Here is a 24,746-nt window from a genome sequence, read left to right on the forward strand (position 1 = left end):
TATCTCCCCAAAAAATAAAAACATCCGCGTATGGAAATATACGCCGGCTGCATCTATACTATTGAAAGCGCTTTCAACCATTTTCGTTTAACCTAAACCGTTATATATGGCTGAAATGAATACTGCTCCCGAAGGAGGCAAAAGAGGTACCCGCAGCAATAAGAAATCAACACGTGTAGATATGACACCTATGGTAGATCTGGGATTTCTGCTGATCACATTCTTTATGCTCACTACTACCATGGCCAAACCTAAAACCATGGATCTGGTGATGCCCAGGGAAGATGGCCCACCGATGTCGTTGCCAGCTAAAAAGGCGCTGACAGTAATTCTGGGTCCTAACAATCGTATTGCCTGGTACGAAGGCATGGGCGACGATCCGGCAACACCGCCACAGGTGCACTATAGCAGCTATGCCAACCAGCACGGCATCCGGGATGTGATCATGGAGAAAAAAGCAGCCGTATACCAGGCCTTCAATAAAAACGACCTCATGGTGCTGGTAAAAGCAGACAAAGGTTCTAACTATAAAAATGTGGTGGATATCATGGATGAATTGCTCATCAGTAAAATAGACCGCTACGCTGTGGTGGATATCAATGATAAAGAGGCGGCCTATTTTAAATAGTAGTAGCGGTTAGCTGGGGGGCTAACCGCTATTTTTCGCTACCTTTATTGCTCCAAAACAATATATTAAGATATGGCAACTACCCACTCAATCCCCTCAGTGGACCTTGCAGACTTCACTTCCGGAGATGCAGGACGAAAAGCAGCCTTTGTGCAGCAGTTAGGTAAAGCTTATGAAGAAGTTGGTTTTGTAGCGGTAAAGAATCACGGAATTCCTGATGAGCTGATTGCGGACCTCTACAAATATGTGCAGGAATTTTTCAAGCTTCCCTTTGATACAAAACACCAATACGAAATTCCGGAACTGGCCGGCCAGCGCGGCTATACCTCTTTTGGTAAAGAACACGCCAAAGGCTACGAAGCACCGGATCTGAAAGAGTTCTTCCAGTTTGGCCAGACAGTGGAAGACAATGATCCCATCAGTTCCGAATACCCTGAGAATGTACAGGTAGCAGAAGTACCGGCCTTTACGCCTACTTTCTTTAAAGCTTACCGGGGATTTGAAAAATCCGGTAAATACCTGTTGCAGGCTATTGCCCTGTTCCTCGGACTGGATGAGTTCTTTTTTGACGACAAAATACATAACGGTAATTCCATCCTGAGAGCGATTCACTATCCTCCCATTACGCAGGAGCCTAAATCGGCGATCCGGGCAGAGCAGCACGAGGATATCAACCTCATCACTTTGCTGGTAGGCGCGTCTGCAGATGGTTTACAGATCCTGGATAAACAAAATAACTGGGTACCGGTTACTTCCTTACCGGAACAGATTGTGGTAAATGTGGGCGATATGCTACAGCGTTTGACCAACGATCGTTTAAAATCTACCACTCACCGCGTGGTGAATCCTCCCCGCGAAATGTGGAATACTTCCCGCTATTCGATTCCCTTCTTCCTGCACCCGAAATCAAATATGAAACTGGATTGCCTGGAAAGCTGTGTGACTGCAGAACATCCGCTGGCGTATGAGCCTATTACTGCCGGTGAATACCTGGACGAACGTTTACGTGAGATAGGATTGAAAAAGTAATTATTACGCATAGCAAAGTCCCGGCGCTATCAACCGGGACTTTGTAAATATCCTGCGTATAAGCAAGTCTCTTCTTTAACGGTTTTTCTCAATATGGTTATTCTTTAGATCCGAACATTCATCGATGTTGGTGGGTAATTAACCTATCTAGTAACAAAACTGATCACAACGGACAAAAGGCCATATTCGTTATAATGTTCACCGATATTACAAGTATTGTGCCTTTATTGTTTCCGGAATTTCCAATTATAGCAACACGGTTGTATTTTGTCCGGATATTTGATTACCTTATAACTTGTCCATTCGGCATACACTAAAATAAACTGTGCTTCTACGTCATATTCCTTTTCTAAAAGCAGTGCTACTACATAGCATCACCGCCTACGGAGGCCCGCAAGGTCACCTGGCTATGATGATGAAAACTTTTGTACAGCAACGCAAGGATGTAACGGAACAGGAGCTGATGGAATACAACGCTTTCTGCCAGCTGCTTCCCGGCGCCTCTTCTTCCCAGACCCTTACCTTAATAGGCTATAAACGTGGCGGGGCTTTACTCGCCATTGTTACGCTGCTGATCTGGATTTCACCGGCCTGCCTGATCATGGGCTCCCTGAGTTTCCTGCTGCAGTATTTTGGCGCCAATGCGCTGCACACGGATATTTTCAAATACGTGCAGCCCATGGCCGTAGGATTCCTGGCCTATGGCGGGATCCGGGCTTTCAAGATCAGTATCAACAGCATGGCCACCTTTGCCATCATGGTGGTGTCGATGTTCACTGCTTTTTACCTGAAATCGCCCTGGACCTTCCCGGCACTCATTATTTTGGGGGGCATTGTCTCCAATTTCAGTAACAAACGTATTCCAGGTGTGGCGGAAAAGCCACGGAAAATCCAATGGGGTAATATCTGGCTGTTTGTATTGCTTTTTATCCTGGCGGGATTCTTTTCGGAGCTGGCGCGTACCCATGAATGGATTACCCGCCGCCCGTTTAACCTCTTCGAAAACTTTTACCGTTTCGGCAGCCTCGTTTTTGGCGGTGGTGATATTCTGATAGCCATGATGCTGGAACAGTATGTTACCCGCGCCAAATCGCAGTACCTGTCTGCCGAAGAACTGCTGACAGGAGCCGGTATCATGCGGGCGCTCCCTGGTCCTACCTTCTCCATATCCGCGTATGTAGGCGGCATGGCCATGCGTAACCTGGGAATGGGCTACCAGTTCCTGGGCTGTATCATAGCGCCTATCGCTATTTTTCTGCCCAGTTTGCTGCTGGTGCTGTTCTTTTTCCCGATCTGGAATAACCTGAAAAAATATGTGGTGATTTACCGCGCCCTGGAAGGGATCAACGCGGTAGTGGTGGGGATTATGTGGGCGGCCACCTTTATTCTCTTCTTTGTGATACCGATCAACTGGTACAACCTGCTGATTATGGCCAGTACGCTGGCATTGCTATGCCTTACAAGAGTGCCTTCTCCCTTTATCGTACTGGCGTGCCTGTTATTGGGCTGGCTATTATGATGCGTTGATATTGTATTCTTTAATTTTATTGTACAGGGTGGTTAAGCCGATGCCCATGAGTTCTGCGGCCCTGGTTTTATTGCCCTTGGCGTGCGCCAGTACCCGGATAATATGAGCCTTTTCCATATCTGCCAGCTTTAAGGAAGATGCGTCTGCAGCGGTTCCCTGCTGAAAATCGAACGGCAGCACGGGGGTATCCAGGATATCCGTGTCCGTTAGAATAGCGGCTCTTTCAATCACATTACGCAATTCCCTGATATTCCCTTTCCAGCTGTGCTGCTGCAGCGCCTGTAGAAAGGCCGGTGTGATACCGGTAATACGTTTGTTCATTTTGGGAGAAATCTGCTGCAGGAACCAGGAAGCCAGCACGGGGATGTCTTTCCTTCTTTCGTTCAGCGAGGGCAGGGAAATCTGGAAAGCCGACAGGCGGTAATACAGGTCGGCGCGGAAATGTCCTGACGCAATTTCCTGTTCCAGCTGTCGGTTGGTAGCCGCAATGATGCGTACATCCGTTTTAGTGGGTTTGGTTTCCCCTACTTTGTAGAACTCCTGGGTTTCCAGTACCCGGAGCATCTTTGCCTGTAATTCGATGGCCATCTCCCCTATTTCATCCAGGAAAATGGTACCACCCCGGGCTTCTTCAAAAAAACCTTTTTTATCTTTTACCGCGCCGGTAAAGGCGCCTGCCACGTGTCCGAATAATTCACTTTCGAGGATTTCTTTTCCGAAGGCGCTGCAGTTAACCGCTACAAAGGGTTGCTGGCGGCGCTGGCTGCCCTGGTGAATCGCCTGGGCAAATACCTCTTTACCGGCACCGGTTTCGCCGAGTAACAACACCGTCATTTCCGAAGGCGCCACCTTTTCTGCCAGGGCAATAGCGGCTTGTATTTCAGGAGACTCGCCCAGGATACTGCCAAAGTTATATTTCCCACCTATTTTCTTTTCCAGGTCGCGGATACGGAATTGCAGATGCGCCTTATCCATAGCTTTACTCACCAGGGGGAGAATGCGGTTGTTGTCGTCGCCTTTGGTGATATAGTCGAATGCCCCGTTTTTGATGGCCTGTACCCCATCGGCGATGTTCCCGTAGGCTGTCAGCACAATAGTCTCCGTTTCAGGATGCCTGGCACGTATCTGCTGCACCAGTTCCACCCCGTTGCCGTCGGGTAGTTTTACATCGGACAGGATCACCTGTATTTCTTCCTTTTCCAGGAGCTTCAGGGCAGACCTGACATTAGCCGCTTCATAGAGCGTATATCCTTCCAGGGCCAGCAGGCGGCTCAAAAGCTTGCGCAGCTGGTCTTCGTCATCGATTATTAAAATATGGCCTTTAGACATAGCCCTGCAAAGATAATAGTTCCTATGCCGCTTTTGATTTATCGGTCTTCTGATTTGATTTAAAAACCATCGCCCCGAGTACGGCAGCTACTACCCCCACCAGGAGATTCACGAAAATTGCATTGCCCAGGAAGTAAATCCAGAAGTTATCTTTCACGGTATCTTCTTCCTGCAAACCCTGGGAAGGCGTACCTCCCACTACCAGGTGAAAGATCAGCAGGAAAGCCGCATATAAAATGGTAGCAATGATAGTGGTTCGCAGGCCCATAGAAAAGGCAGACATTGCAGAAGTTTTGTCCTTATGGATCCGGTTATAATGAATAATGGAGATCAGTACACCCAGGAACATAATGAGGTTACCGAAATAACCCATCCACAAATTCCCGTACAGCTTTGTTACATAAAAGATCAGGGTAAAAACAATGGCAATTACGCCGAGAATGAACCCATACGCCGGTAGTGCTTTTGAAGATAAAGGCTTTTCCATAACATCAGTATTTAAATGAACAAAAAGATCATGCGCCGGTATTACTTTCAATTTCACGGATTACTTTGCGCAAGTCATTTTTAACACTTTTAATATCGTGCCATAAGTCGCCCTTTTCGTTTATACGTTCAAGTGAGTTATGGATATTAAAATCACTGATCTTCAGCTTTTCATTCACTTCTTTCCAGTCGAGTGGCATAGACACGGTAGCACCAGGCTTGGGCCTCACGGAATAAGGAGACGCCACCGTTTGACCGCGACTGTTCTGCAGGAAGTCGATATATACTTTTTTATTTCTGGCAGATTTAGCACGTACTACACTGGTACTTTTCGGCAACTCTTCATTTACATGCCGTGCAATATATTCCGCAAAAAGACGGGTAGCATCATAAGGATATTTTGCGCCCGTAGGCACATAAATATGCAGCCCGGTAGAGCCGGAAGTTTTACAGAAAGATGTCATCTTGAAACTGTCGAGCAGATCTTTGATATGTAAGGCGGTTTCCACCACATACTTAAAATCAATATTCTCCGGATCCAGGTCCAGCACCATAAAATCTGGCTTATCCAGGCTGCTCAGCCGCGACAACCAGGGATTGATTTCTATACAGCCCAGGTTCACCATATAAGCCAGGGTAGCTTCGTTGTTGCATACCAGGTAGTCTACCTCCTTACCCGTGGAATCGGCCAGCAGGGGCACGCTTTTTATCCATGCCGGGGCATGTTCCAGATCCAGGTCCTTCTGATAAAAAGAGGGGCCTTTAATCCCATTGGGAAAGCGATGCAGGGAAAGTGGCCGGTCTTTCAGGTGTGGTAAAATATATTGTGCGGCGGCCAGGTAGTAATCGATCAGTTCCCCCTTGCTGATCTTCTCGTCCGGCCAGTAAATTTTAGACTGATTGGTCAGTGGTACTTTCTTGCTGTTGAGCGTAAGGGTGCGTTCTTTTTCAATAGTAGTAGCCATGGTTAAATTTTTTGCTTTTTCAGGACGTACTTCTTTCGCAGGCTTATCTTCCCGCAGGCCCAGGAATATAGGCTGGCGCAGATGTCCGTCGCCGGTCCATTCCTGGAATTTCACCTGGCAAACCAGTGATGGCTTTACCCAGGTAACGGGCATATTGGTGGTCACTTTTTCTGAGAAAGGAGATGTTTTTGTGATCAGCGGTTGCAGACGGTCGTAGAGTTCCGTAATGAGCGCTTCGTTGAGTCCGCCGCCGCAATGGCCTATGTATTTCAACTTTTTATTTTCGTAGATGCCCAGTACCAATGCGCCTATTTTCTTCCTGCTGCCGCGCGGTGCCGTGTAGCCGCAGATCAGTGCTTCCTGTTCATTGAGTATCTTTATTTTCAGCCAGGAGAGACCTCTCCTGCCCTCCTCATAGATACTGTCTGCTTTCTTGGCGATGATACCCTCCCATTGCTGCTTCCTGGCCTTTTCAAAAAAGGCGGTTCCCTTTTTCAGTACATGTGTGGAAAAGCGGATAGCGGGATCATCCAGGGATGCTACCAGGTCTTTCAACAAGCTTTTCCTTTCCAGCAGAGGCAATTGCTGCAATTCATGCCCGTCGAGGTGCAACAGGTCAAATACAGCGTAAATGAGTTTTCCCTTGCCGGTGGTTTTATAGTTCTGCAGCGACTGAAAATCAGCATGTCCTTTATTATCAAGTACAATAACTTCGCCATCCAGTACCACGTTATGCGAAATTTTCTCCACGGCAGCCACTATCGGCGGATAATCTTTGTTAAAGGATTTTTCATTCCTGGAATATAAAGTAGCCTTGTTCTTCTCTACACTGGCAATAGCACGATATCCATCCCACTTGGTTTCAAAAAGCCAGTTATCGCCATCAAAAGCTTCACGGACGAGGGTAGTGAGCATGGGTTTATATACTTTCTTTATTGCGCTCTTCTTAGCGGGGCGGGCAGCCTTTTTTGCAGATGCGGGTGTAGCGGGTGAAGATTTTTCCTTAGTGTTTTTTTTTGCATCCGCGCTTCTAACCACGGCTACTGATTTTTTTTTTGCCACCTTGGCGGCGGCCTTTTCTTTTTCTCCCTGCGCCTTTACTCTTTCTGGCGTATAGTCTTCACTGTTATATTCGTCTACCGCGTATTTATCTTTGTGTTTGATCAGCAGCCAGGCGTTGTCTTCCTTTCCCTTCATCTTCACCAATGCAAATTCTCCCTTTAGCTTTTTTCCTTTCATCACTATTTTCAGATCGCCGGATTTCAGCTCCCTGAGTGCTTCTTTATCGAAACTTTTGCCATCCGGATTCATCAGTTCAAAAGTGCCTTTATCCCAGATGTACACAGTGCCAGCGCCGTAATTGCCTGCGGGGATGGTACCTTCAAAATCTTTATAATCATAAGGATGATCTTCAACTTCCATAGCCAGGCGTTTATCTGCCGGGTTCATGGAAGGCCCTTTCGGCACTGCCCAACTTTTCAGTACGCCATCTACTTCCAGCCTGAAATCATAATGCAGCCGGGAAGCGTGGTGACGTTGCACTACAAAGATATGCTTCCCTGTTTCCGGCTTGCCGGCAACGGGTTCTGTAGTTTCTTTGAAGTTCCTTTTCTGCTTATATTTCGACAGGGTCATGATGCACGTTTTTTAGTGGTGGGCTTACTTCCCAGGCTTGCTTTCAGCTGATCGAAGAGGTTATCGCTCTTGGTATGCACTACACGCATTTTCTTCACCACGGTTTTCTTGCCACCGGCTTTGGCTTTGATGATCTTAAGCAGCTCTGCTTTATATTCATCTTTATACTGACTGATATCAAATTCGGTGGTATACTGTTTCACCAGTTCTATGGCCATATCCAACTCTTTCTTGGCAATTTTCACATGTGAAGGCAGGGTAAGATCGCTGGCGGAGCGTATTTCTTCCGCAAAACGGAGTTGCTGGAGCAACAGGTAATTTTCCCGTGGCCTTACTACTGCCAGGTGTTCCTGGGTGCGCAGTACAAAGCGGCTGATGCCTGCCTTTCCTGTTTTCTCCAGGGTTTGCTGTAGCAAAGCGTATGCTTTTTCCCCTCCTTTCGCGGGTTCAATAAAATAAGGGGATTCAAAATAGATATCATCAATGGCGGTTTCTTCCACAAAAGATTCTATTTCAATGATTTTGCTTTTCTTGGGGCTGGCGGCTTCAAAGTCTTCTTCTTCGAGTATAACATACTCATCTTTATATAAATACCCTTTCACAATTTGTTCCCAGGGTACTTCTTTACCTGTATTTTCATTGATGCGCTGGTATTTAATATGTGCCCCGTTTTTACTATCCAGCATATCCAGGTCCAGACGGCTGTCCTGGGTAGCGCTGAAGAGTTTCACCGGAATATTTACCAACCCGAATCCTATGGATCCTGACCAAATAGCTCGCATGATATGATAGTTTTGGTATTAAATAAAAGTTAACACAAATGGTACCATGATCTTCAAACAACGCGGCATAACTTTTGGTTTTTCGATCAGTAACTAAAACCTTATTTTATGGAAAAGCCAGGTGAAATGACAACTTTATCACGGGTATTGGAAAAGCTTCATGAGAAAGGATTTGATCATGAGTTAAAGATGAGCGATCACGGAAGATTACAAAATACAGACGAGCAGAAGATCTATAACCCGGAAGACCTGACTATCATTAAAACCTATCGTTTTGAGGGAGAGTCAGATCCATCAGATTCCTCTATTTTATATGTAATGGAAGACCAGCAAGGGATCAAGGGCTATGTACTGGACGCTTATGGCGCTTACAGTTCACACGAAGAGGCCGGCTTTGACGAATTCATTCAGAAAATAAAAGTAGAAGACAGGGAAGACCAGATCCTCTTTGGATAACAGGCTGGCAGCAGACGCCTTTATCTGCTACCCTGCCTCTTCAAGAAATTGCATCAGCACTTTTTCATCCGCATGTAACCCGCCACTGGCGGGTTTACTGCGTTTAGCCCTCAGCAGTTGCAACCATGGCTCCAGGTCGCCTTTTTCGTAGCTATCGAGGATCTGTGGATGTACATAATATTTCTTGCACACGGCGCGGGTATTCCCCAGTTTGCCCGCCACACCGTCGATAATTGCTACGATATTCCTGCGGCACTCCGTTACGGATTCATAGGGGGTAAGATCTGCCAGCAGATTTAACGCATTCACCGTTCCAGCCCAGGTGCGGAAGTCCTTACAGGTAAATTCATTTTCAGTACAGCACTGTTTGATATAATCGTTCACTTCTCCTGAGTCCAGTCCTTTATGTTCCCCGCTTTCATCGTAATATTGAAACAGCACCTGGCCGGGAATATCCTGTACTTTCTTCAACAGCTTTGCCAGTGAGGCATCGCGGAGTTCTATTTTATGTTCTACGCCTTTTTTGCCCCGGAAACGGAAAAAGGCTTTGCCGCCGCTGATCTTCACATGTTTATCCCGCAGGGTAGTGAGGCCATGCGATCCGTATAAACGTTCGTAAGAAGCGTTCCCAACGCGGATAAGGGTTTCTTCCATTACGGATAAGGCAATGGCAATTACTTTGTCTTTATCGAGCGTAGGATGTTTCAAATCTTCGTTTATGCGTTTCCGTATGTCCGGCAATTTCTGGCCAAACTGCCGCAGTCGATAATATTTTGTTTCATTGCGGGCCTTGCCCCAATCGGCATGATAGCGGTATTGTTTGCGGCCTTTGGTATCGATACCGGTGGCCTGTAAATGGCCATTGGCCCAGGTGGAAATCCATACGTCTTCCCATGCGGGTGGTAGTACCAGGCTGCGGATGCGGTGCAATATTTCCTCGTCTTTGATGGTTTTTCCGTCTTTATCGAGGTAAATAAACGCTTTCCCTTTGCGTTTGCGGGCATAGCCGGGCGAATCAGCCTTTACATAGCGTAGTTTGGCGGATCTGGCGATGGCCACGGGGTCGGTGATCTGATCTATGTTAACCATTGACGATCTCCCCTCCATTGGGATGCAGAATCTGACCGGTGAGATAACTGGCCTCGTCGCTGGCAAGGAATACGTAACAGGGCGCCACTTCCACTGGCTGGCCGGCACGTTTCAGCGGCACATCAGTCCCGAATTTGGCTACTTCTTCCGGGGTAAAGGTAGCGGGGATCAGTGGCGTCCAGATGGGCCCGGGCGCTACGCCATTTACACGGATACCTTTATCGGACAGGGAAGCAGATAAAGATCTGACGAAGGAGACGATGGCGCCTTTTGTGGCGCTATAGTCGATCAGGTGGCTGCTACCGCGGTATGCTGTAACAGATGTGGTGCAGATGATACTGCCTCCTTCGGAGAAATGCGGGAGGGCGGCCTTGGTGAGGTAAAAGTGTGGATAGATATTGGTTTCAAAGGTTTTCTGCAACTGTGCAGCACTGATATCCTCGATTCCTTTCTGCGGGTATTGTACCGCTGCATTATTGACCAGTATATCTATCTTACCAAATTTCTTAATTACTTTCTTTATAATATCATTACAATGCTTCTCATTACTGATATCGCCGGCAATCAGCATACACCCGCGGCCGGCGAGGGTAATATGCTCGCAGGTGGTTTCAGCGTCTGTATGCTCATTAAAATAGGCAATGGCTACATCGGCGCCTTCTTTGGCAAATGCTACAGCAACTGCCCGGCCTATGCCGCTGTCGCCGCCGGTAATGAGGGCTACTTTATCGAGCAGTTTACCTTTTCTGGCACTGCTCCTTTCAAACACCGGGGAGGGGTTCATATCTTCTTCCAGCCCGGGTTGAACGGCTTGTTTCCGTGCGGGTCTTACGGTTTTTTTGGGATTTGTTTTTTGCATAAGATCTGATTAAAAAAAGTCCCTGTGCACACAGGGACCCTTGCAGTTTTTCATTTAACAATTATACAAAACCAACCTTCACCTACTCGGCTGCAGCTTCCTCATTAACAGTAGATTCAGCTACTTCTGTGAGTAAGCTGTCGGCATTCTTTTCTTCATTTAAAGTTTGCTCCAGTAATTTTGCTACTTCATTATGGCCCATTACATTGGCTAGCGTGCGTAAACTGCCATAGGCGGATATCTCGTAGTGCTCAATTTTCTGGGAGGCAATGATAATACCGGCGTCTCTTACGGCGGTATCGGCATCTGTATCTGCTACTACTTCCTGACCTTCTGCAATCAGCCCTTCCATGGCTTCACATTTTTTCGCCTGCGGTTTTTTGCCGAGTAATTCAAATACCTGTTCCAGTCTGGATACATGGCCTTTTGTTTCTTCCAGGTGATTACCGATACAGGTACTCAACTCGTCCGATGTGGCAGCCTTCTGCATTTTAGGCAGGGCCTTCACCAGGTTTTTTTCTGCCCAATAGATGTCCTTTAATTCTTCCATAAACAGTTCATGGAATTTGGAGTTGGCCATCTTCTCGCTGCCGGCTTTTTTTGTTGTGCCGTTGGTGGCTGATTTAGTGGTAGGCATGATAACAGTAATTTTTTAGATGAAAGAATGGTTAAAGCTTTTCGGGTGATTGTCTTTTAAAGGCTTCTTCTTTTTCCTGTATAGCCTGCGGATCCGCAGGTGTATGAGGCGTGTCCCTGTCCGGAATCTCCTGTGGAATGGGTTCAACTTCCGGTTTATTTGGAGGGGGTTGAACCGGTGTTGGCGGCTCTTTTCCAGGCTGTTGTTTATCAGGAGTAGGATCTGGGGCAGGCTGTTGATTTCTATCTGGATTATTCATAACTCACAATTTTTATTATTGGTAAAGAACTATTGTTAGTTATCCAAAGTTCATTCCACGAGTGAAGCAGCGAGCATTTGTTGCACACCACATCTCCCGAAACCTAATACAGAAAACAGTTACAGGAATTTTCTATCTCAGCAGTAAGTTGTAGCGTGCCTCTTCCGGAAGCCTTGTAGAATTATACGTCATACTGTGGAATATGTTGCTCAGAAAGCCCTTACCGGAAAAAAAGCAAATTTTTAATCCTAAAATTTCAGACATAAATAGTAACTTGAAATGCTTACACAACTTCCCATACATACAGATGCATTTTTCAGTACACAAAAAAATAAGACTCGGTTTTTTCATTGCATTTACGGTGATCGTCGCAGCATCGGTATTCTCTTACCTGGTTGCTAAAAACCTGCTGGACAATGCCGGCAGGCTGAATCACGCCATTGAGGTTTCTAAAAGACTGGAGGTAATTACCCGTCAACTGAAGGAGGCCGAAGCCGCCGTCAGGGGGTATGCGTTGACAAACGACTCTTCTTTTCTTGATCCCAGCATGCAGGTACGCAGTAACAGAATTGAACGGGAATACCTGTTATTACGGAAAATAACCGCCGAAAGCCCCAGGCAGCAAAAACATCTTGATACCCTTCGTGAACTGCTGGCCGTTAAGTACCAGCAGTTACAACTGGGAGCAGAGAGCGCCACCCGGTTAAAGCAGCTCTCTAATGTTAAGGAGGGAGAAAAGTCGATGGACCTTATTGATAATAAGGTGCGGGATATGTTAAAGATTGAGGAAACCCTGGTACAGGAAAAATCGGAACTGTTTCATTTCTTCGCGGTGATGTGGGTGCCGATGATCTTCATTTCTTCACTGGTGGCTATTCTGATAGGCATTTATTCCTATATTACCTTAACCAGGGAATTCAAACTGCAGTTACATATAGAAAGCCGGATGAAATCCTATCAGCGTGATCTGCAACAGAATATCTCCCTGTTGAATAAAACCAACCAGGAGCTGGAACAGTTTGCCTATGTAGCCTCCCATGACCTGCAGGAGCCATTAAGAAAGATTTCAACTTTCAGCGACCGGCTGCAAATGAAATATAAGGACCAGCTGCCTCCGGATGCCACACAGCTGATCGACCGTATGGTGTCGGCCGTATCCAGGATGCGGGTGCTTATCAACGATCTGCTTATTTTTTCCAGGGCAGGCCGGCTTACCCCTGAAAGTATTACCCCGGTAGATATGAACAAGCTGCTGACGGAAGTACTGAGCGACCTGGAAGTAACACTGGAAGAAAAAAATGTACAGATTAAATATGATCAGCTACCAGTGATAGAAGGCAGTGATACTTCTTTCCATCAGCTGTTTCAGAACCTGCTGGCCAATTCTATCAAATTTGCCAGCCCGGACAGGCGCCTGGAAATTAATATTCACCACCAGTTAATGCTGGGAAAAGAACTGGGGGTAACCAAAGAAAGCCGGTGGAATGATACCTATTGCCGTATCAGCCTGGATGACAATGGGATCGGTTTTGAACAAACGTATGCCGATCGCATCTTCCTGATTTTCCAGCGATTACATGGCATCAGCGAGTATTCCGGCACCGGGATAGGACTGGCGATTTGTAAAAAGATCGTAGACAGCCACAATGGCTTTATCCAGGCTTATGGAGAGCCGGGTAAAGGCGCTACCTTTGTGATCATTCTGCCGTTAAAACAACGCCCCCGGATGGATGCACTTACAGATTAAGAAAAGGCTAGCACCTTTATTGCTGTGAATTTATTTTTGCCAAAACTTCCAATCTTTTGCGATGAGTGAGCGCCCGATACACATTTTAATGATAGATGATGACGAAGATGATTTCTTTCTCGTAACAGAATTGCTGCATGATATATCACCGGGGCAATATGTACTGGAATGGGCATCTACCTATCAGAAAGGAATGGCGGCTATTGAAAACAATACGCATGATGTATTCCTGGTAGATTACCGCCTCGGTCCCAATACGGGGATCGATATCCTGCACCGGCTCCATAAACTGCGTCATCAGCCACCGGTAATCATGCTTACCGGTAAAGGCGATTATAATATTGACCGCGAAGCCATGCAGGCCGGCGCTTACGATTACCTGGTAAAAGGCGAAATGACTGCCGATCTGCTGGAAAGGTCGATCCGCTACGCCCTGGATGAATACAATCACCGCCGGTCTATCGAGGAAAGCGAGAAAAAATATTATGGCATCTTCGAAAAAGCACACGACCTGATCGTGCTGGCCGATTGCGACAGGAATATCATTGACGCCAATCCTGCTGCACTCAGGATATTACGATACGACCGGGAACAGATTCTACGGTTGCATCTTCGTGATCTTTTTATCTCCAGGGAACAAAGTGAAAACTTCCTCGATAATATTTGTAATAATGGCATTGCCAATACAGAAGAATACGATTTCAAAACGGCTGACAATAAAAAACTGGTCGTTCTCATTAATGCGGTAATGCTGGATGAAGCATCCCAGATTTTCCTTTGTGTAATCCAGGATATTACCGATAAGAAAAGAGAAGAACAGGAGAAACAACACCAGGAAAAATTCGTGATCACCGGACGTATTGCCAGGGTCATTGCCCATGAAGTAAGAAATCCGCTTACGAATATTTTACTGGCAGTAAGTCAGTTTAAAGAAGAAGAGGAAGTGGTGGCAAATGAAGATACACTGCTATACACAGATATCATAGAGCGGAACTGTACGCGCATTAACCAGTTGATCACCGAGTTGCTGCACAGCACCCGCATGATTGAACTGCATATGTCGCCACAAGGGATCAACGACCTGATAGAAAAGGCGTTGGTATTGTCGCAGGACCGGCTGCAACTCAATGAAATCAAGGTAGAACGGACCCTTGTATCGCCGGATGTCATGATCAATGCCGACGAAGAAAAAGTAGTGATTGCTTTTCTGAATATTATTATCAATGCGATAGAAGCAATGGTGCCAGGTAAAGGCGTGCTTACCATCACCACAGAACGCCAGCTGGATAAAGTAAAATTAATGATCCGCGACAATGGCTCCGGTATTCCGGAAGAGAAGCTGGCGAGATTGTTTGATCCTTTCTATACGAGTAAAGCCAAAGGAACCGGTCTTGGGTTAACCAGCACACAAAATATACTATTAAATCACAAAGGAACGATACATGTGGACAGTGAGCAGGGAAAGGGGTCGATCTTTACGATTGCCATGCCTGTAAGCTCATGACATAAAAAAATTTACCTGGTGACGGGTGTCACCAGGTAAATCAAATCACTGCTCTCAATAATTTAGTAATTTATATTCAGCAACCTTAACTTATTGTATAAGGTTTTACGATCGATATTGAGTACCTGCGCTGCTTTTGTTTTATTGTACTTCACTTCTTTCAGCACATTGATAATCTTGTTGTATTCCGCCTGCAGGGCAACGGTTTTCAGGTCGTTGTCGTTAGACATCATGGCCAGTTCACCGGAGATATGTACTTCTTCCGGCAGCTGATTAAATGATTCTTTCATTTCCAATGGCAATGCAATCATGGTAATATCTTCCATTTCAGGTGTCAGCAGACAAGCCCTTCTGATCACGTTTTTCAGTTCACGGATATTACCAGGCCAGCTGTATTGCTGGAAGCAATCCCACACTTCGGAAGATATCTTTCCACAGGATTTATCGAGTTCGCGTTCCACCTGGTTTACAAAGGCGGTAGTGAACAATGGCAAATCTTCGCGGCGTTCCCTTAATGGTGGGATATAGATGGTAAATTCATTCAGACGATGGAAGAGATCTTCTCTGAATTTGCCGCGCTGTACGGATTCAGAGAGCTTTTCATTGGAAGCAACGATGATGCGTACATCAATCGGAATTTCTTTCAGGCTACCTACGCGGCGGATTACTTTTTCCTGTAAAACGCGGAGTAAAGCTACCTGTATATCATAAGACAGATTGGAAATTTCATCCAGGAAAAGGGTACCACCCTGGGCCTGTTCGAAAGCGCCAATCTTGGTATTGATAGCACCGGTGAAGGAGCCTTTTTCGTGACCAAACAGCTCACTGGCGGCGAGTTCCTTGGAAAGACTACCACAGTCGAGCGCCACAAACGGCTGTTGATTTCTTTTGCTGTGATGGTGAATCAGATGGGCAACAGATTCTTTACCGGTTCCGGTTTCACCAAAGATGATGACGCTGTAATCAGTAGGCGCTACCAGTTTAATCTGGCGGATTAATTCTTTTGCGCCTTCACTTTCACCATATACGTATTTATTATTTTTATCGTCCTGGTTGCGCGATAACAATGTTTCTCTTACTTCAGGTTCACTGCCTGATTCCACGGGTCTGGAAGCCCTTCTCTCCTGCTCTGCATCTTTGTGCGCAAATGCTTTGTGTACGAGGTTGAGGATCTCGTCCGGGTACAAAGGTTTGGAAAGATAATCGTAAGCGCCATTTTTCACCATTTCTACGGCTACTCTTACATCGGTATAGCCGGTAATAATAATTACAATGGTGGCAGGATTAATCTGGTGAATATCCTGCAGCAACTGTGCGCCATCCGTGTCTTTCAGTCTATAGTCACATAATACCAGGTCATAAGTTTTTTCTTTCATCATTTTCAATGCAGCGTTACCAGTCATGGTGGTATCTACATCAAAACCATGTTTACCGAGGAATTTGCTCAGAAGCGTACAGATGTTAATTTCGTCGTCTATGATTAGAATATTTTTCATACTTCTTTAATATGTGGTAATTGGCAAGAGATGGCTTATCAAAATTACAATTTATAACTAAGAGACGTTGGTCAGCTTTTTATTTTCATGCTATCGATCAATTCATCTACATTCTTGAGGCTGAATGGTTTAGCCAGAAAAAAAGCCGCTCCTGCCTTTAAGGCCGTTTGCTTTTCCAGCGCATTATCGTATGCACTGATGGTAATTACCGGTAAGGTGGGACAACGTTCCTTTATTACCGGTAATGCTTCCAGGCCGGAGCCGTCTGGCAGGTGTATGTCCAGGAAAAGGAGATCAGGTTGATGTTTAAAGATCGCCTTCATTCCTTCTCCCAATTCATGAACGTATTTTACTTCAAATCCGTGACGGACCAGTGTAAGTTGCAGTAACCTGCATATATCCGGTTCATCATCTATGATCAGAATACTGGGATATTTCATGTCTTTTTCAGTTGAAGCCAAGTCGGACTGGTTCCAGGCTATTTTGTTTCGGTGTAACATACTTGTGTTTATTCCATTGTTCCATTAATAGTCTGGCAATCAGGTAACATACAGTCGATTCAGCCCCCTGGTTCTGGTTAATATTATTTTTTTCCAGGCCATCGTAGCAACCGTAAGTTAATGGATTATAAACAAGCTGTTTCAGGTGATTATTTCCTAAATACCAACTGAATGCCAAACGCATCTTTTCCAGGTATGAATTATTTTTTGTGGTGTTGTAGAACGTATTCAATGCCAGCATGGTATAAGCCACTTCTATGGATTGTTCGCCGCCATCTTCCGATTGCTGCGTGGTATGTCTGTGGTACCATGTTTTATTACTGATCACTTTCATATGACTGTCGGTGAACGTTTTGCTACAAAGAAACGCCAGTGTATTTTCTGCGGTAGTGCGGTAAGCAGGTGTACCAGTTACCTGGTATGCCATCATCATGGCTTCCGGCAGTACGGCATTACCATAAGTCAGGTAAGATTCATACCAATGCCAGGTATCATCTGCTTCCTGTTTGTAATGGTCATACAATTTTGCGGCCAGACGTTGCAATATCTCTGCTGCTTTTCCTCCTGGTTTGTAACTGAGGAAGTAGAACAGTCCTTTGATGGTAAATGCCATCGCTCTGGGGGAATTCAGTGATTCCATCCAGTTGAAGCACTGGCGGAACATGGACAATACTTCCTGTACAGCGTCAAAGGGGAGGTTTCTGTGGGAGGCGAGTGTATAGCCTAACGCCCATACGGCGCGGCCATTGGCGTCTTCCAGGTTTACCTCATCATTCATTTTATTGAAGGCTCCATCGATATCCACATAGTTGAGGAATTTGCCGGAAGGTTTCTGGCAGTAGCCGATGAAGTTGATGTATTTGCGGGCCAGTGAATTAACGAAGCTACTTGATTTCAATTCGGCGCTGTACATGCAGGTAGCAATGAGTGCTCTGGCATTGTCGTCCAGAGTATATCCGAATGCGGGATCCGGTATATCGTGTTTGGAGAACTGCAGCATACCAAATTCGTCGGTCATACGATCTATATGATCCAGGTATGGTGGTGGCAGATTAGGCAGTATCCTGTCTTCTGCCAGCGCATCGCTGATCACGCTCATATGTGCGATGGCCACGTTTTCCCAGATGGAGCTGCGTGTTTTTTCGATAGCCAGCTGGCTCATCTGTCCGCGCAGTTCCGGATCGCTGAGCAGGCGGATGGCATTTTCGGCCAGTTGATCCGGATTGTTGAAATCTATCAGGCAACCGGCACCGTCTTCCAGCATTTCGCGTGCCTGCACGAAGGAAGTGGAGATGACAGCACAACCTGCGCTCATGGCATATACGAAAGTTCCGCTTACCGCCTGATGTGGATCTTTGGAAGTAAAGAGGTAGATATCTGTCAATGATAAATAATCCAGTAATGTTCTCAGGGACAGGTAGTTGTTTACAAACCGCACGTTATTCTCCAGTCCCAGTTCTCTTACGAGTTGTTCGAGCGACTCCCGGTATTTCTCTCCTTCCCTGGAATATACTACCGGGTGGGTTTTTCCCAGTACCAGGTAGATAGCGTCCGGATATTGTTTTACAATATCTTTCATGGCTTTGATGCCGGTTTCGACGCCTTTATTTTCGCTGAGGAGGCCGAAGGTGCTGAGTACCATTCTTCCTTCCACATTATATTGTTTTTTCAGAGCAGGTACATCTTCCACGATATGCGCATGTGTGCCATGTGGTATATGTACAATTTTTTCTGCTGGTACGCGGTATACGTTGGTCAGTAATTCAGCAGATGAGCGGGTCATGACAATCACTTTGGCTGCCAGTGCGCTGATCAGGCTTACAACCTTGGTACATTTAATATCGGGGTAAGGTAATACGGTATGGAAACGAACAACAAAAGGTTTGTCCAGTAACGAGAGCATAGCCAGGAGGTTGTGACCATATTCGCCGCCATAGAGGCCGAATTCATGTTCAAAACAAACCAGGTCTATTTTATCATTCTCATTTATTTTCTGTGCGAAATCAATGCAATTGTCAATATCAAATGGATTTACCGAATAGGTAACTGGTGATTCTTTGATGTTGGCAGGTTTCCCTGATTCTTCCAGGGCAGCTATCTCTATGTTCAGATTACCGGCAAAATTCTTATTCATTGCGTTTACCAGGTCCTGTGCAAAAGTAGCGATGCCGCACTCGCGGGGCGGATATGATGTAACAAAAAGCAAGGTTCTAATCTTCATGGTAAAAATTTTATACTACGCAGTTAACAAGTAACCAGGTCCTCAATTCCGGATCGGGACCTAGCATATTTCAAATATCAATCCAATGCCAGCAGCAAGGGATTTCAGGGGTTTTGGCTGCGCGATAGTGTGGAAATATCTCCACACATCTTGTCCCGTATCCACAGCTAAAACGGGAATGTATCAAATGCCGGGTATTTACATTCTATTAACAGTCTATATAAACACAATTATTTATAATTGTAATGTAATTGCTGGTTAATTGGTATTAACAGGCACAAATGACATTATTATTAACGCTATTAACAGGCAATAATGTTTTTTTGTCCGTTTCAGCTTATTTTAGCCGAAGTAAGCACCCATGCAACCATGTGACACACAACTCACCATTCCATTATCTCAATTAAACCCAATTGGCGTTATGCGAAACATTGCATGTACATTTAATGTAGATGGAGTTCCGACCAAGATCAATTTGCGGAAATTACCCCGTCAGAGGCGCTTTCAGGCCATTATTGACCGCAATATCACAGAGTATATCATCTCAGACGAAACCAACGAGATTGAATATTATGAGGGACCGGTATTGAACGAGTATCTTTTTTCCAGGATTGCTACACTGATCAAGCAATATTTCCCGAATGTGCGGGCGATCATGAAGATCGGGGAGGATAATTACGAGGATTACGATGATTTTTAGTCAACAAACGCGGTTAGCTTTTAGCAGGAGCCCCACTAAAAGCTAACCGCCCATGGTTATATAAACCCTTTTTCCAGGGAGAGGAATGCCTCTGAGGGGTGTACCTGCTGCCATAAAATAGCATATACCGCCTGTGCAACCGGCATATAAGCGCCAATGCTGCGATTCATTTCATACATGCATTTGCTGGCATAATAGCCTTCTGCAATCATGTTCAGCTCCAGTTGCGCCGCCTTTACACTGTATCCCTTCCCTATCATATTACCGAAGGTACGGTTACGGCTATGCAAAGAATAGCAGGTGACCAGCAGATCGCCCAGGTAAGCGCTCGCACTGTAATTATGTACTACCGGCTCCGTACCGGCTACAGACGCCTTTTGTTCTTCATACTTCTCCAGGAAGCTTTGCATTTCACGGAAGCAATTGGTGATAAATACACTGAGGAAGTTATCGCCATACTCCTGCCCATGTGCAATACCTGCACCCAATGCATAAATATTTTTCAGTACTGCCGCCAGCTGCACACCAATAACATCTGTATTGACAATGGTTTGAAGGTAGCTACTGGTAAACTTATCCGCAATGGCCTGCGTAGCCGCCAGGTTTGTACCGGAAAAAGTGAGGTACGACAGCTTTTCGTTGGCTACTTCTTCCGCATGACAGGGACCGGTGATGGTGAAGTAATGGTTTGCCGGGAAATTGAACTGTTTTAACAGGAACTCTCCTATCAGGTCGTTTGTGCTTGGAACCAGCCCTTTAATGGCGGATACAATCTTTTTGTTGTCCAGCGCATCCGCCGGGAGCATGCCTAATACATCTTCCAGGAAAGCACTGGGAACGGCCAGTACCAGTTCATCGCAGGCTTCCACTACAGCTTTTACATCGCTGCTGAGGGAGAGCAGGCTGGTATCAAAGTATACAGACGTGAGATAATGCTTGTTGTGATGACGTAACTGCATATGCCGGATGGTATCTTCATTCCGTATCCACCAATGTATATGATGTCCGTTATCTGTCAGGATTTTAGCCAGGGCAGTAGCCCAGCTGCCACTGCCTATAATTCCAATGCTCTTGCTCACAATGCAAATTTTTATGCAATGTAATTAAAAAGCAATAAAGCGGATTTGGGTATCACTGATAAAAGCAAGCGGGAAGGCCATAGACCTTCCCGCTTGCTTTTATCAGTGATGAACTAGATTATTTCTTTGCCTGGCCTTCAAATAGCTCTGCTTTCGGCACAACTTTTACTTTCTTGTTGTTTTCCAGTGTGCGGGAAATAGCCGTGTAAGGCGCGCTGATCACCTGGTCACCGGGATTAAGGCCGCTGGTGATCTGGATCCAGGCGTCGTCCTGAACACCGGTTTTAACGGGTACCATTTTCACGGTGCCGTCTTTCTGCAGGATGAATACCACTTCGTTTAAAACAGGTTTGGTATCAGCAGAAGAGCCTGGGGTGGTGTTATCCTGCCCCTCATCTTTTTTATCGCCATGTGTTTTGGTCGAATCCGCATCACGGGTAGTAACCGCATTGATCGGGATGGCCAGTACATTATTAACATGCCTGGTCTGAATCTCCACGCTGGCGCTCATACCCGGACGGAAAGGGAAAGAGCGTTTGGCGTTATTCAGCAGGTCCTGGTAGCTTTCCGGCAAGATGCGGATGTGTACAATATAGCTGGTTACCTGTTCTGCAGAGGAAGCGGTGCTCACAGTAGCCGTGGCGGCGCCTTTGCTGGAGCTGGCAATCTGTGTTACAATACCTTTGAACTGGCGGCTGTTATAAGCATCCACTTCTATGACAGCAGTATCGCCGTATTTCACTTTGGGAATATCATTTTCACCTACGTCCACCTGCACTTCCATGGTATTCATGTCTGCGATACGCAGCATTTCAGTACCGGTCATCTGTGCGGTACCCACCACGCGTTCCCCTTTCTTTACAGACAGGAGGGAAATGATACCTCCCATGGGAGCGGAAATGGTAGTACGACCGAGATTTTTATTGGCTTCGTTCAAGTTCGCCTGTGCGCTTTGTACGGCAAATTTATTACCATTGATCTGCTGCACGGCGGCATTGTAATCTGCCAGGGCGGCGAGATACGTAGCTTCTGAAGTTTCGAATTCTGATTTGGAGATCACTTTCTGGCCGAGGAGTTCTTTATTCCTGTTGTAGGCGGCCTTGTTCTGATCCAGGCGGGCTTTAAAGGAATTGAGGGCGGCGGCGGAATTGGCTAACTGGGCCTGGCTCTGGCTTACGGAGGCCGCAGCCTTGTCTACCATAGAGCCATAAATATCCGCGTATATCCGTGCGAGTATCTGTCCTTTTTTTACGGAGTCCCCTTCCAGCACCAGCAGGTCAGTGATTTCCCCGGAAACGTCGGAGCTTACTTTTACTTCAATTTCGGGATAAATCTTACCGCTGGCGGTAACCACTTCTATAATATTTCTATTAGAAGCTTTGTCTACAGCAACTTTAATTCCTTCTTCCTTACCAATAACCCCGGCCGCTTTCAGCACCGAGTACAAAATAACGAGTGAACCAAGTATGCCTATAATCCAAAAAAGTGTCTTTCTCTTCATAAAGCAATTTAATGTACCGGGATAGCGCTACAGCGATATCTTCTGATCTCTGTAGAACTCCAGCAATTTCATTTTAAATATGTAATCGTATTGAGCAGACACCTTGTCTATCTGCGCTCTGAATAATTTACTTTGCGTTGTGATATAATCAATGGTATTCATTAACCCAAGGTTAAAGCGTTTGGTAGCAAAATCGTATGCTTTCTGTGCGGCCGACACTCCTTTTGTGGAGGCATTGAATTTTTGCAATGCGGCTACAGCGTTCGCATGTGCGGTATAGATATCCTGTTTCAGCTTCTGGTTATCCAGATCGCGGGTCAGTTCCATACTCTGCACGTTTATTTTTGCTTTGGCGGTAGCAGCGCGGGCCGACCAGCCATTAAAGATAGGCACCCGTAACGTTAAAGAGATATACTGTTGCTGTGTATTATCCAGCTGATCCCGGAAAGAAACGCGGCGTTGTCCGAGTACATTCTGATGAATAGTGGTATCTACTACTTTCACGTTGCTGTTGGCTACCCGTCCGATAGTATCTACTGTATAGTAAGGGGTACCCAATACCGGGAGTTTACTATTGTCGGCATACTGCGCTCCTATTCCTGCTCCCATAGTCAGTTTCGGGTACATCTGTGCGCGGGTGGATTTAAATGCTTTATCAGCTGATGCGATTCTCAGTTCATCTGCTTTCAGGAGCGGATAGCTGGTAGTGGCCTTGCTGTAAACCATTTCCGGCGCCATTTCTGTGAGCGGTGTGCTGTTGATGGTAGCAATATTTTCAGGTACTTCCGGTGTAAAAGGTATATCAAAACCCAGGTTCAAATAAGCTTTCATCTGCAAAGTAGACAGGATCACATCATTTTTCGCGGTTACCAGGTTAGTGCTGTCCTGTGCGAGCTGTGCTTCCAGGTCGGCCTGGTTGCTTTCCGGTACGGAGCCGGCGATCACCAGTTTTTTGGTATTTTCCAGGTTGGAATTGGTCAGGGTTACCTGTACTTCATTCACTTTCACCTGTTCCATATTCAGCAGGATCTGCAAAAACGCTGTTGCCACATTAAATGCGAGATCATTGCGGGCTTTCTCCAGCAGGAAGCTGTTGGCTTGCGCGTCAAACCGGTTTGCCTTTACCTGGTTGATCTTGGAAAACCAGTTAAACAGATCGGCACTTACATCCAGTCCGCCATTGGCAGAAAAGAAAGAGGTAAAGATGTAGGTATTGGTTTGGGGGCTTGCGCTACGTCCTTTGCTCCAGTTTCCACCCACGTTACCGTTAAGGTTAGGCAGCAGGCCCAGTTGACTTTGTTTCAGCGTCAGGTCTGCCAGTCTTTTCTGAATGACTTGTTGCTTTACAGTCAGGTTATTTTGCAATGCATAATCCACACAACGTTGTAAACTCCACGTATCCTGCGCTTCAGCGGATGTTATGTTAGCAAACAATAAAATCAGGATTGCTCCTGCTATTCGGGATATTCTCATAACATTCCAAAAATATAATAATTGTGATGATACTTTTCCACCGTTCTTGATAGAAGGCAAAAATTTAGTAGGTATGGCAGTATACCTCACTAATTGAGTGTACAACATAGTCTTTTTTTTACAAAATTCTTAAAACTGCTCCGCCTTTCTTATTCATGGATATGCCCGTCACGTATCTGGATAACACGGTTGCCATAGGTGGCATTCAGGTCGGAGTGGGTTACCTGTATGATCGTAATTTTATCCTGTTCATTCAGGTGTTTAAACAGCTGCATGATCACCTTGGCCTGATCAGAATGGAGGTTACCGGTAGGTTCATCCGCAAGGATTACCCGGGGTTCTCCCACAATGGCGCGGGCAATACCTACTAATTGTTGCTGTCCGCCGGACAACTGATTAGGGAACAGGTCTTTTTTAGCCACCATGTTAAAACGGTCCAGCACATCTGCCACACGGCTTTTCCTTTCTGATGCCGGTATATTCTTATACAGTAAAGGGGTTTCAATATTTTCGTATACTGTCAGTTCATCTATCAGGTGATAGGCCTGGAATACAAACCCGATAGAGCCCCGGTGCAACTGGGTGCGTTTTTTCTCATTCATCTTGTCTACACGCTCTCCTTCAAACAGGTATTGTCCTTCTGACGGCTCTTCCAGCAAGCCCAGAATATGCAGCAAAGTAGATTTCCCGGAACCGGAAGGCCCCATGATGGATACGAATTCGCCTTCATTAATGGTAAGGTCGATATCTTTCAGGATATAATTTTTTCCGAATCCAACCGGGTAATGCCTGGAAATTTTCTGCAATTGTATCATGATCAGTTATTTTGTTTTTGATTTTATG

The 24,746-nt window shown here is 45.8% G+C and carries 22 protein-coding genes; 7 read left to right on the forward strand and 15 right to left on the reverse strand.

Going from position 1 to position 24,746, the window contains the following annotated elements; all coding sequences use genetic code 11:
* Window positions 1-106: 106 nt before the first annotated feature.
* The 3 genes from BMW79_RS01955 (at window position 107) to chrA (ending at window position 3,176) form a co-directional block, all read left to right on the forward strand.
* Window positions 107-628, forward strand: coding sequence for an ExbD/TolR family protein (locus BMW79_RS01955; protein WP_089889822.1), 522 nt, complete (start codon window positions 107-109; stop codon window positions 626-628).
* 72 nt (window positions 629-700) lie between these two features.
* Complete coding sequence (locus BMW79_RS01960) at window positions 701-1,657, forward strand: isopenicillin N synthase family dioxygenase (protein ID WP_089889825.1); 957 nt, start codon at window positions 701-703, stop codon at window positions 1,655-1,657.
* Between the two features lie 325 nt (window positions 1,658-1,982).
* Window positions 1,983-3,176: a chromate efflux transporter gene (gene chrA / locus BMW79_RS01965; protein ID WP_089889827.1), complete on the forward strand. Its 1,194-nt coding sequence runs from the start codon at window positions 1,983-1,985 to the stop codon at window positions 3,174-3,176.
* On the opposite strand, the gene BMW79_RS01970 is transcribed toward chrA, so the two are convergent.
* Genes BMW79_RS01970 through ku form a run of 4 tightly spaced genes read right to left on the reverse strand, consistent with a single transcriptional unit; the run spans window position 3,171 to window position 8,382 of the window.
* Window positions 3,171-4,514, reverse strand: a complete 1,344-nt coding sequence (locus BMW79_RS01970; RefSeq protein WP_089889830.1) for a sigma-54-dependent transcriptional regulator — start codon at window positions 4,512-4,514, stop codon at window positions 3,171-3,173. The two genes, chrA and BMW79_RS01970, sit on opposite strands and share 6 nt — an antisense overlap.
* Before the next feature lie 22 nt (window positions 4,515-4,536).
* Window positions 4,537-5,001 carry a DUF4199 domain-containing protein gene (locus tag BMW79_RS01975; RefSeq protein ID WP_089889833.1) on the reverse strand — a complete coding sequence of 155 codons (465 nt, stop codon included), beginning with the start codon at window positions 4,999-5,001 and terminating at the stop codon, window positions 4,537-4,539.
* Window positions 5,002-5,029: 28 nt separating this feature from the next.
* Entirely contained in the window at window positions 5,030-7,600 is a 2,571-nt protein-coding gene (ligD, locus tag BMW79_RS01980; protein ID WP_089889836.1) for a DNA ligase D, read from the reverse strand.
* Window positions 7,597-8,382, reverse strand: coding sequence for a non-homologous end joining protein Ku (gene ku / locus BMW79_RS01985; protein WP_089889838.1), 786 nt, complete (start codon window positions 8,380-8,382; stop codon window positions 7,597-7,599). Before ku ends, ligD begins: the two co-directional genes overlap by 4 nt.
* Window positions 8,383-8,490: 108 nt before the next feature.
* Here ku and BMW79_RS01990 point away from each other — a divergent pair, with 108 nt between their 5' ends.
* Window positions 8,491-8,838: a hypothetical protein gene (locus BMW79_RS01990; RefSeq protein ID WP_089889841.1), complete on the forward strand. Its 348-nt coding sequence runs from the start codon at window positions 8,491-8,493 to the stop codon at window positions 8,836-8,838.
* Between the two features lie 27 nt (window positions 8,839-8,865).
* Here the strand turns inward: BMW79_RS01990 and BMW79_RS01995 are convergent, their stop codons facing one another.
* The 4 genes from BMW79_RS01995 to BMW79_RS02010 all read right to left on the reverse strand — a co-directional run bounded on the left by BMW79_RS01995 (window position 8,866) and on the right by BMW79_RS02010 (window position 11,682).
* Complete coding sequence (locus tag BMW79_RS01995) at window positions 8,866-9,927, reverse strand: DNA topoisomerase IB (protein WP_089889844.1); 1,062 nt, start codon at window positions 9,925-9,927, stop codon at window positions 8,866-8,868.
* Window positions 9,920-10,786 carry an SDR family oxidoreductase gene (locus tag BMW79_RS02000; RefSeq protein WP_089889847.1) on the reverse strand — a complete coding sequence of 289 codons (867 nt, stop codon included), beginning with the start codon at window positions 10,784-10,786 and terminating at the stop codon, window positions 9,920-9,922. The genes BMW79_RS01995 and BMW79_RS02000 overlap by 8 nt, the downstream gene beginning before the upstream one ends.
* Before the next feature lie 82 nt (window positions 10,787-10,868).
* Entirely contained in the window at window positions 10,869-11,423 is a 555-nt protein-coding gene (locus tag BMW79_RS02005) for a YciE/YciF ferroxidase family protein (RefSeq protein WP_089889851.1), read from the reverse strand.
* A gap of 31 nt (window positions 11,424-11,454) precedes the next feature.
* Window positions 11,455-11,682: a hypothetical protein gene (locus BMW79_RS02010; RefSeq protein WP_089889854.1), complete on the reverse strand. Its 228-nt coding sequence runs from the start codon at window positions 11,680-11,682 to the stop codon at window positions 11,455-11,457.
* A gap of 307 nt (window positions 11,683-11,989) precedes the next feature.
* Between BMW79_RS02010 and BMW79_RS02015 the strand changes: the two genes are divergently transcribed.
* Window positions 11,990-13,429 carry a sensor histidine kinase gene (locus BMW79_RS02015; protein ID WP_177192012.1) on the forward strand — a complete coding sequence of 480 codons (1,440 nt, stop codon included), beginning with the start codon at window positions 11,990-11,992 and terminating at the stop codon, window positions 13,427-13,429.
* Window positions 13,430-13,517: 88 nt separating this feature from the next.
* Entirely contained in the window at window positions 13,518-14,933 is a 1,416-nt protein-coding gene (locus tag BMW79_RS02020; RefSeq protein ID WP_177192013.1) for a hybrid sensor histidine kinase/response regulator, read from the forward strand.
* 62 nt (window positions 14,934-14,995) lie between these two features.
* Here BMW79_RS02020 and BMW79_RS02025 read toward each other — a convergent pair whose 3' ends face one another.
* From BMW79_RS02025 to BMW79_RS02035, 3 genes are all read right to left on the reverse strand, one after another.
* The gene (locus BMW79_RS02025) at window positions 14,996-16,429 is read right to left on the reverse strand and encodes a sigma-54-dependent transcriptional regulator (protein WP_089889861.1); all 1,434 of its coding nucleotides are present in this window, start codon (window positions 16,427-16,429) and stop codon (window positions 14,996-14,998) included.
* A gap of 71 nt (window positions 16,430-16,500) precedes the next feature.
* Window positions 16,501-16,869, reverse strand: coding sequence for a response regulator (locus BMW79_RS02030; RefSeq protein ID WP_245752350.1), 369 nt, complete (start codon window positions 16,867-16,869; stop codon window positions 16,501-16,503).
* Between the two features lie 7 nt (window positions 16,870-16,876).
* Entirely contained in the window at window positions 16,877-19,150 is a 2,274-nt protein-coding gene (locus tag BMW79_RS02035; RefSeq protein ID WP_089889867.1) for a glycosyltransferase, read from the reverse strand.
* 421 nt (window positions 19,151-19,571) lie between these two features.
* Between BMW79_RS02035 and BMW79_RS02040 the strand changes: the two genes are divergently transcribed.
* Window positions 19,572-19,850 carry a hypothetical protein gene (locus BMW79_RS02040; RefSeq protein WP_089889870.1) on the forward strand — a complete coding sequence of 93 codons (279 nt, stop codon included), beginning with the start codon at window positions 19,572-19,574 and terminating at the stop codon, window positions 19,848-19,850.
* A 56-nt stretch (window positions 19,851-19,906) separates the two neighbouring features.
* Here BMW79_RS02040 and BMW79_RS02045 read toward each other — a convergent pair whose 3' ends face one another.
* The 4 genes from BMW79_RS02045 to BMW79_RS02060 all read right to left on the reverse strand — a co-directional run bounded on the left by BMW79_RS02045 (window position 19,907) and on the right by BMW79_RS02060 (window position 24,718).
* Window positions 19,907-20,929 carry an NAD(P)H-dependent glycerol-3-phosphate dehydrogenase gene (locus tag BMW79_RS02045; protein WP_089889873.1) on the reverse strand — a complete coding sequence of 341 codons (1,023 nt, stop codon included), beginning with the start codon at window positions 20,927-20,929 and terminating at the stop codon, window positions 19,907-19,909.
* Between the two features lie 118 nt (window positions 20,930-21,047).
* Window positions 21,048-22,430 (reverse strand): efflux RND transporter periplasmic adaptor subunit, encoded by a 1,383-nt coding sequence (locus BMW79_RS02050; protein WP_089889875.1) that lies wholly within the window; start codon window positions 22,428-22,430, stop codon window positions 21,048-21,050.
* Window positions 22,431-22,457: 27 nt separating this feature from the next.
* The gene (locus tag BMW79_RS02055; RefSeq protein ID WP_177192014.1) at window positions 22,458-23,903 is read right to left on the reverse strand and encodes a TolC family protein; all 1,446 of its coding nucleotides are present in this window, start codon (window positions 23,901-23,903) and stop codon (window positions 22,458-22,460) included.
* Between the two features lie 149 nt (window positions 23,904-24,052).
* A complete protein-coding gene (locus BMW79_RS02060) occupies window positions 24,053-24,718 on the reverse strand; it encodes an ABC transporter ATP-binding protein (protein WP_089889880.1) in 666 nt (221 codons plus the stop codon).
* Between the last annotated feature and the right edge of the window lie 28 nt (window positions 24,719-24,746).

The organism is Chitinophaga arvensicola (assembly GCF_900110835.1).
Lineage (GTDB): Bacteria > Bacteroidota > Bacteroidia > Chitinophagales > Chitinophagaceae > Chitinophaga > Chitinophaga arvensicola.

What these genes read in the sequence shown, in the direction of transcription:
- BMW79_RS02030 (WP_245752350.1), bottom strand. Translation starts at nt 16,869, where the DNA reads ATGAAATATCCCAGTATTCTGATCATAGATGATGAACCGGATATATGC.
- BMW79_RS01970 (WP_089889830.1), bottom strand. Translation starts at nt 4,514, where the DNA reads ATGTCTAAAGGCCATATTTTAATAATCGATGACGAAGACCAGCTGCGC.
- BMW79_RS02050 (WP_089889875.1), bottom strand. Translation starts at nt 22,430, where the DNA reads ATGAAGAGAAAGACACTTTTTTGGATTATAGGCATACTTGGTTCACTC.
- BMW79_RS01975 (WP_089889833.1), bottom strand. Translation starts at nt 5,001, where the DNA reads ATGGAAAAGCCTTTATCTTCAAAAGCACTACCGGCGTATGGGTTCATT.
- ku (WP_089889838.1), bottom strand. Translation starts at nt 8,382, where the DNA reads ATGCGAGCTATTTGGTCAGGATCCATAGGATTCGGGTTGGTAAATATT.
- BMW79_RS01960 (WP_089889825.1), top strand. Translation starts at nt 701, where the DNA reads ATGGCAACTACCCACTCAATCCCCTCAGTGGACCTTGCAGACTTCACT.
- BMW79_RS02020 (WP_177192013.1), top strand. Translation starts at nt 13,518, where the DNA reads ATGATAGATGATGACGAAGATGATTTCTTTCTCGTAACAGAATTGCTG.
- BMW79_RS01955 (WP_089889822.1), top strand. Translation starts at nt 107, where the DNA reads ATGGCTGAAATGAATACTGCTCCCGAAGGAGGCAAAAGAGGTACCCGC.
- BMW79_RS02015 (WP_177192012.1), top strand. Translation starts at nt 11,990, where the DNA reads ATGCATTTTTCAGTACACAAAAAAATAAGACTCGGTTTTTTCATTGCA.
- BMW79_RS02055 (WP_177192014.1), bottom strand. Translation starts at nt 23,903, where the DNA reads ATGAGAATATCCCGAATAGCAGGAGCAATCCTGATTTTATTGTTTGCT.
- BMW79_RS02060 (WP_089889880.1), bottom strand. Translation starts at nt 24,718, where the DNA reads ATGATACAATTGCAGAAAATTTCCAGGCATTACCCGGTTGGATTCGGA.
- BMW79_RS02000 (WP_089889847.1), bottom strand. Translation starts at nt 10,786, where the DNA reads ATGCAAAAAACAAATCCCAAAAAAACCGTAAGACCCGCACGGAAACAA.
- BMW79_RS02005 (WP_089889851.1), bottom strand. Translation starts at nt 11,423, where the DNA reads ATGCCTACCACTAAATCAGCCACCAACGGCACAACAAAAAAAGCCGGC.
- BMW79_RS02025 (WP_089889861.1), bottom strand. Translation starts at nt 16,429, where the DNA reads ATGAAAAATATTCTAATCATAGACGACGAAATTAACATCTGTACGCTT.
- ligD (WP_089889836.1), bottom strand. Translation starts at nt 7,600, where the DNA reads ATGACCCTGTCGAAATATAAGCAGAAAAGGAACTTCAAAGAAACTACA.
- BMW79_RS02040 (WP_089889870.1), top strand. Translation starts at nt 19,572, where the DNA reads ATGCGAAACATTGCATGTACATTTAATGTAGATGGAGTTCCGACCAAG.
- BMW79_RS02010 (WP_089889854.1), bottom strand. Translation starts at nt 11,682, where the DNA reads ATGAATAATCCAGATAGAAATCAACAGCCTGCCCCAGATCCTACTCCT.
- BMW79_RS02035 (WP_089889867.1), bottom strand. Translation starts at nt 19,150, where the DNA reads ATGAAGATTAGAACCTTGCTTTTTGTTACATCATATCCGCCCCGCGAG.
- BMW79_RS01990 (WP_089889841.1), top strand. Translation starts at nt 8,491, where the DNA reads ATGGAAAAGCCAGGTGAAATGACAACTTTATCACGGGTATTGGAAAAG.
- BMW79_RS01995 (WP_089889844.1), bottom strand. Translation starts at nt 9,927, where the DNA reads ATGGTTAACATAGATCAGATCACCGACCCCGTGGCCATCGCCAGATCC.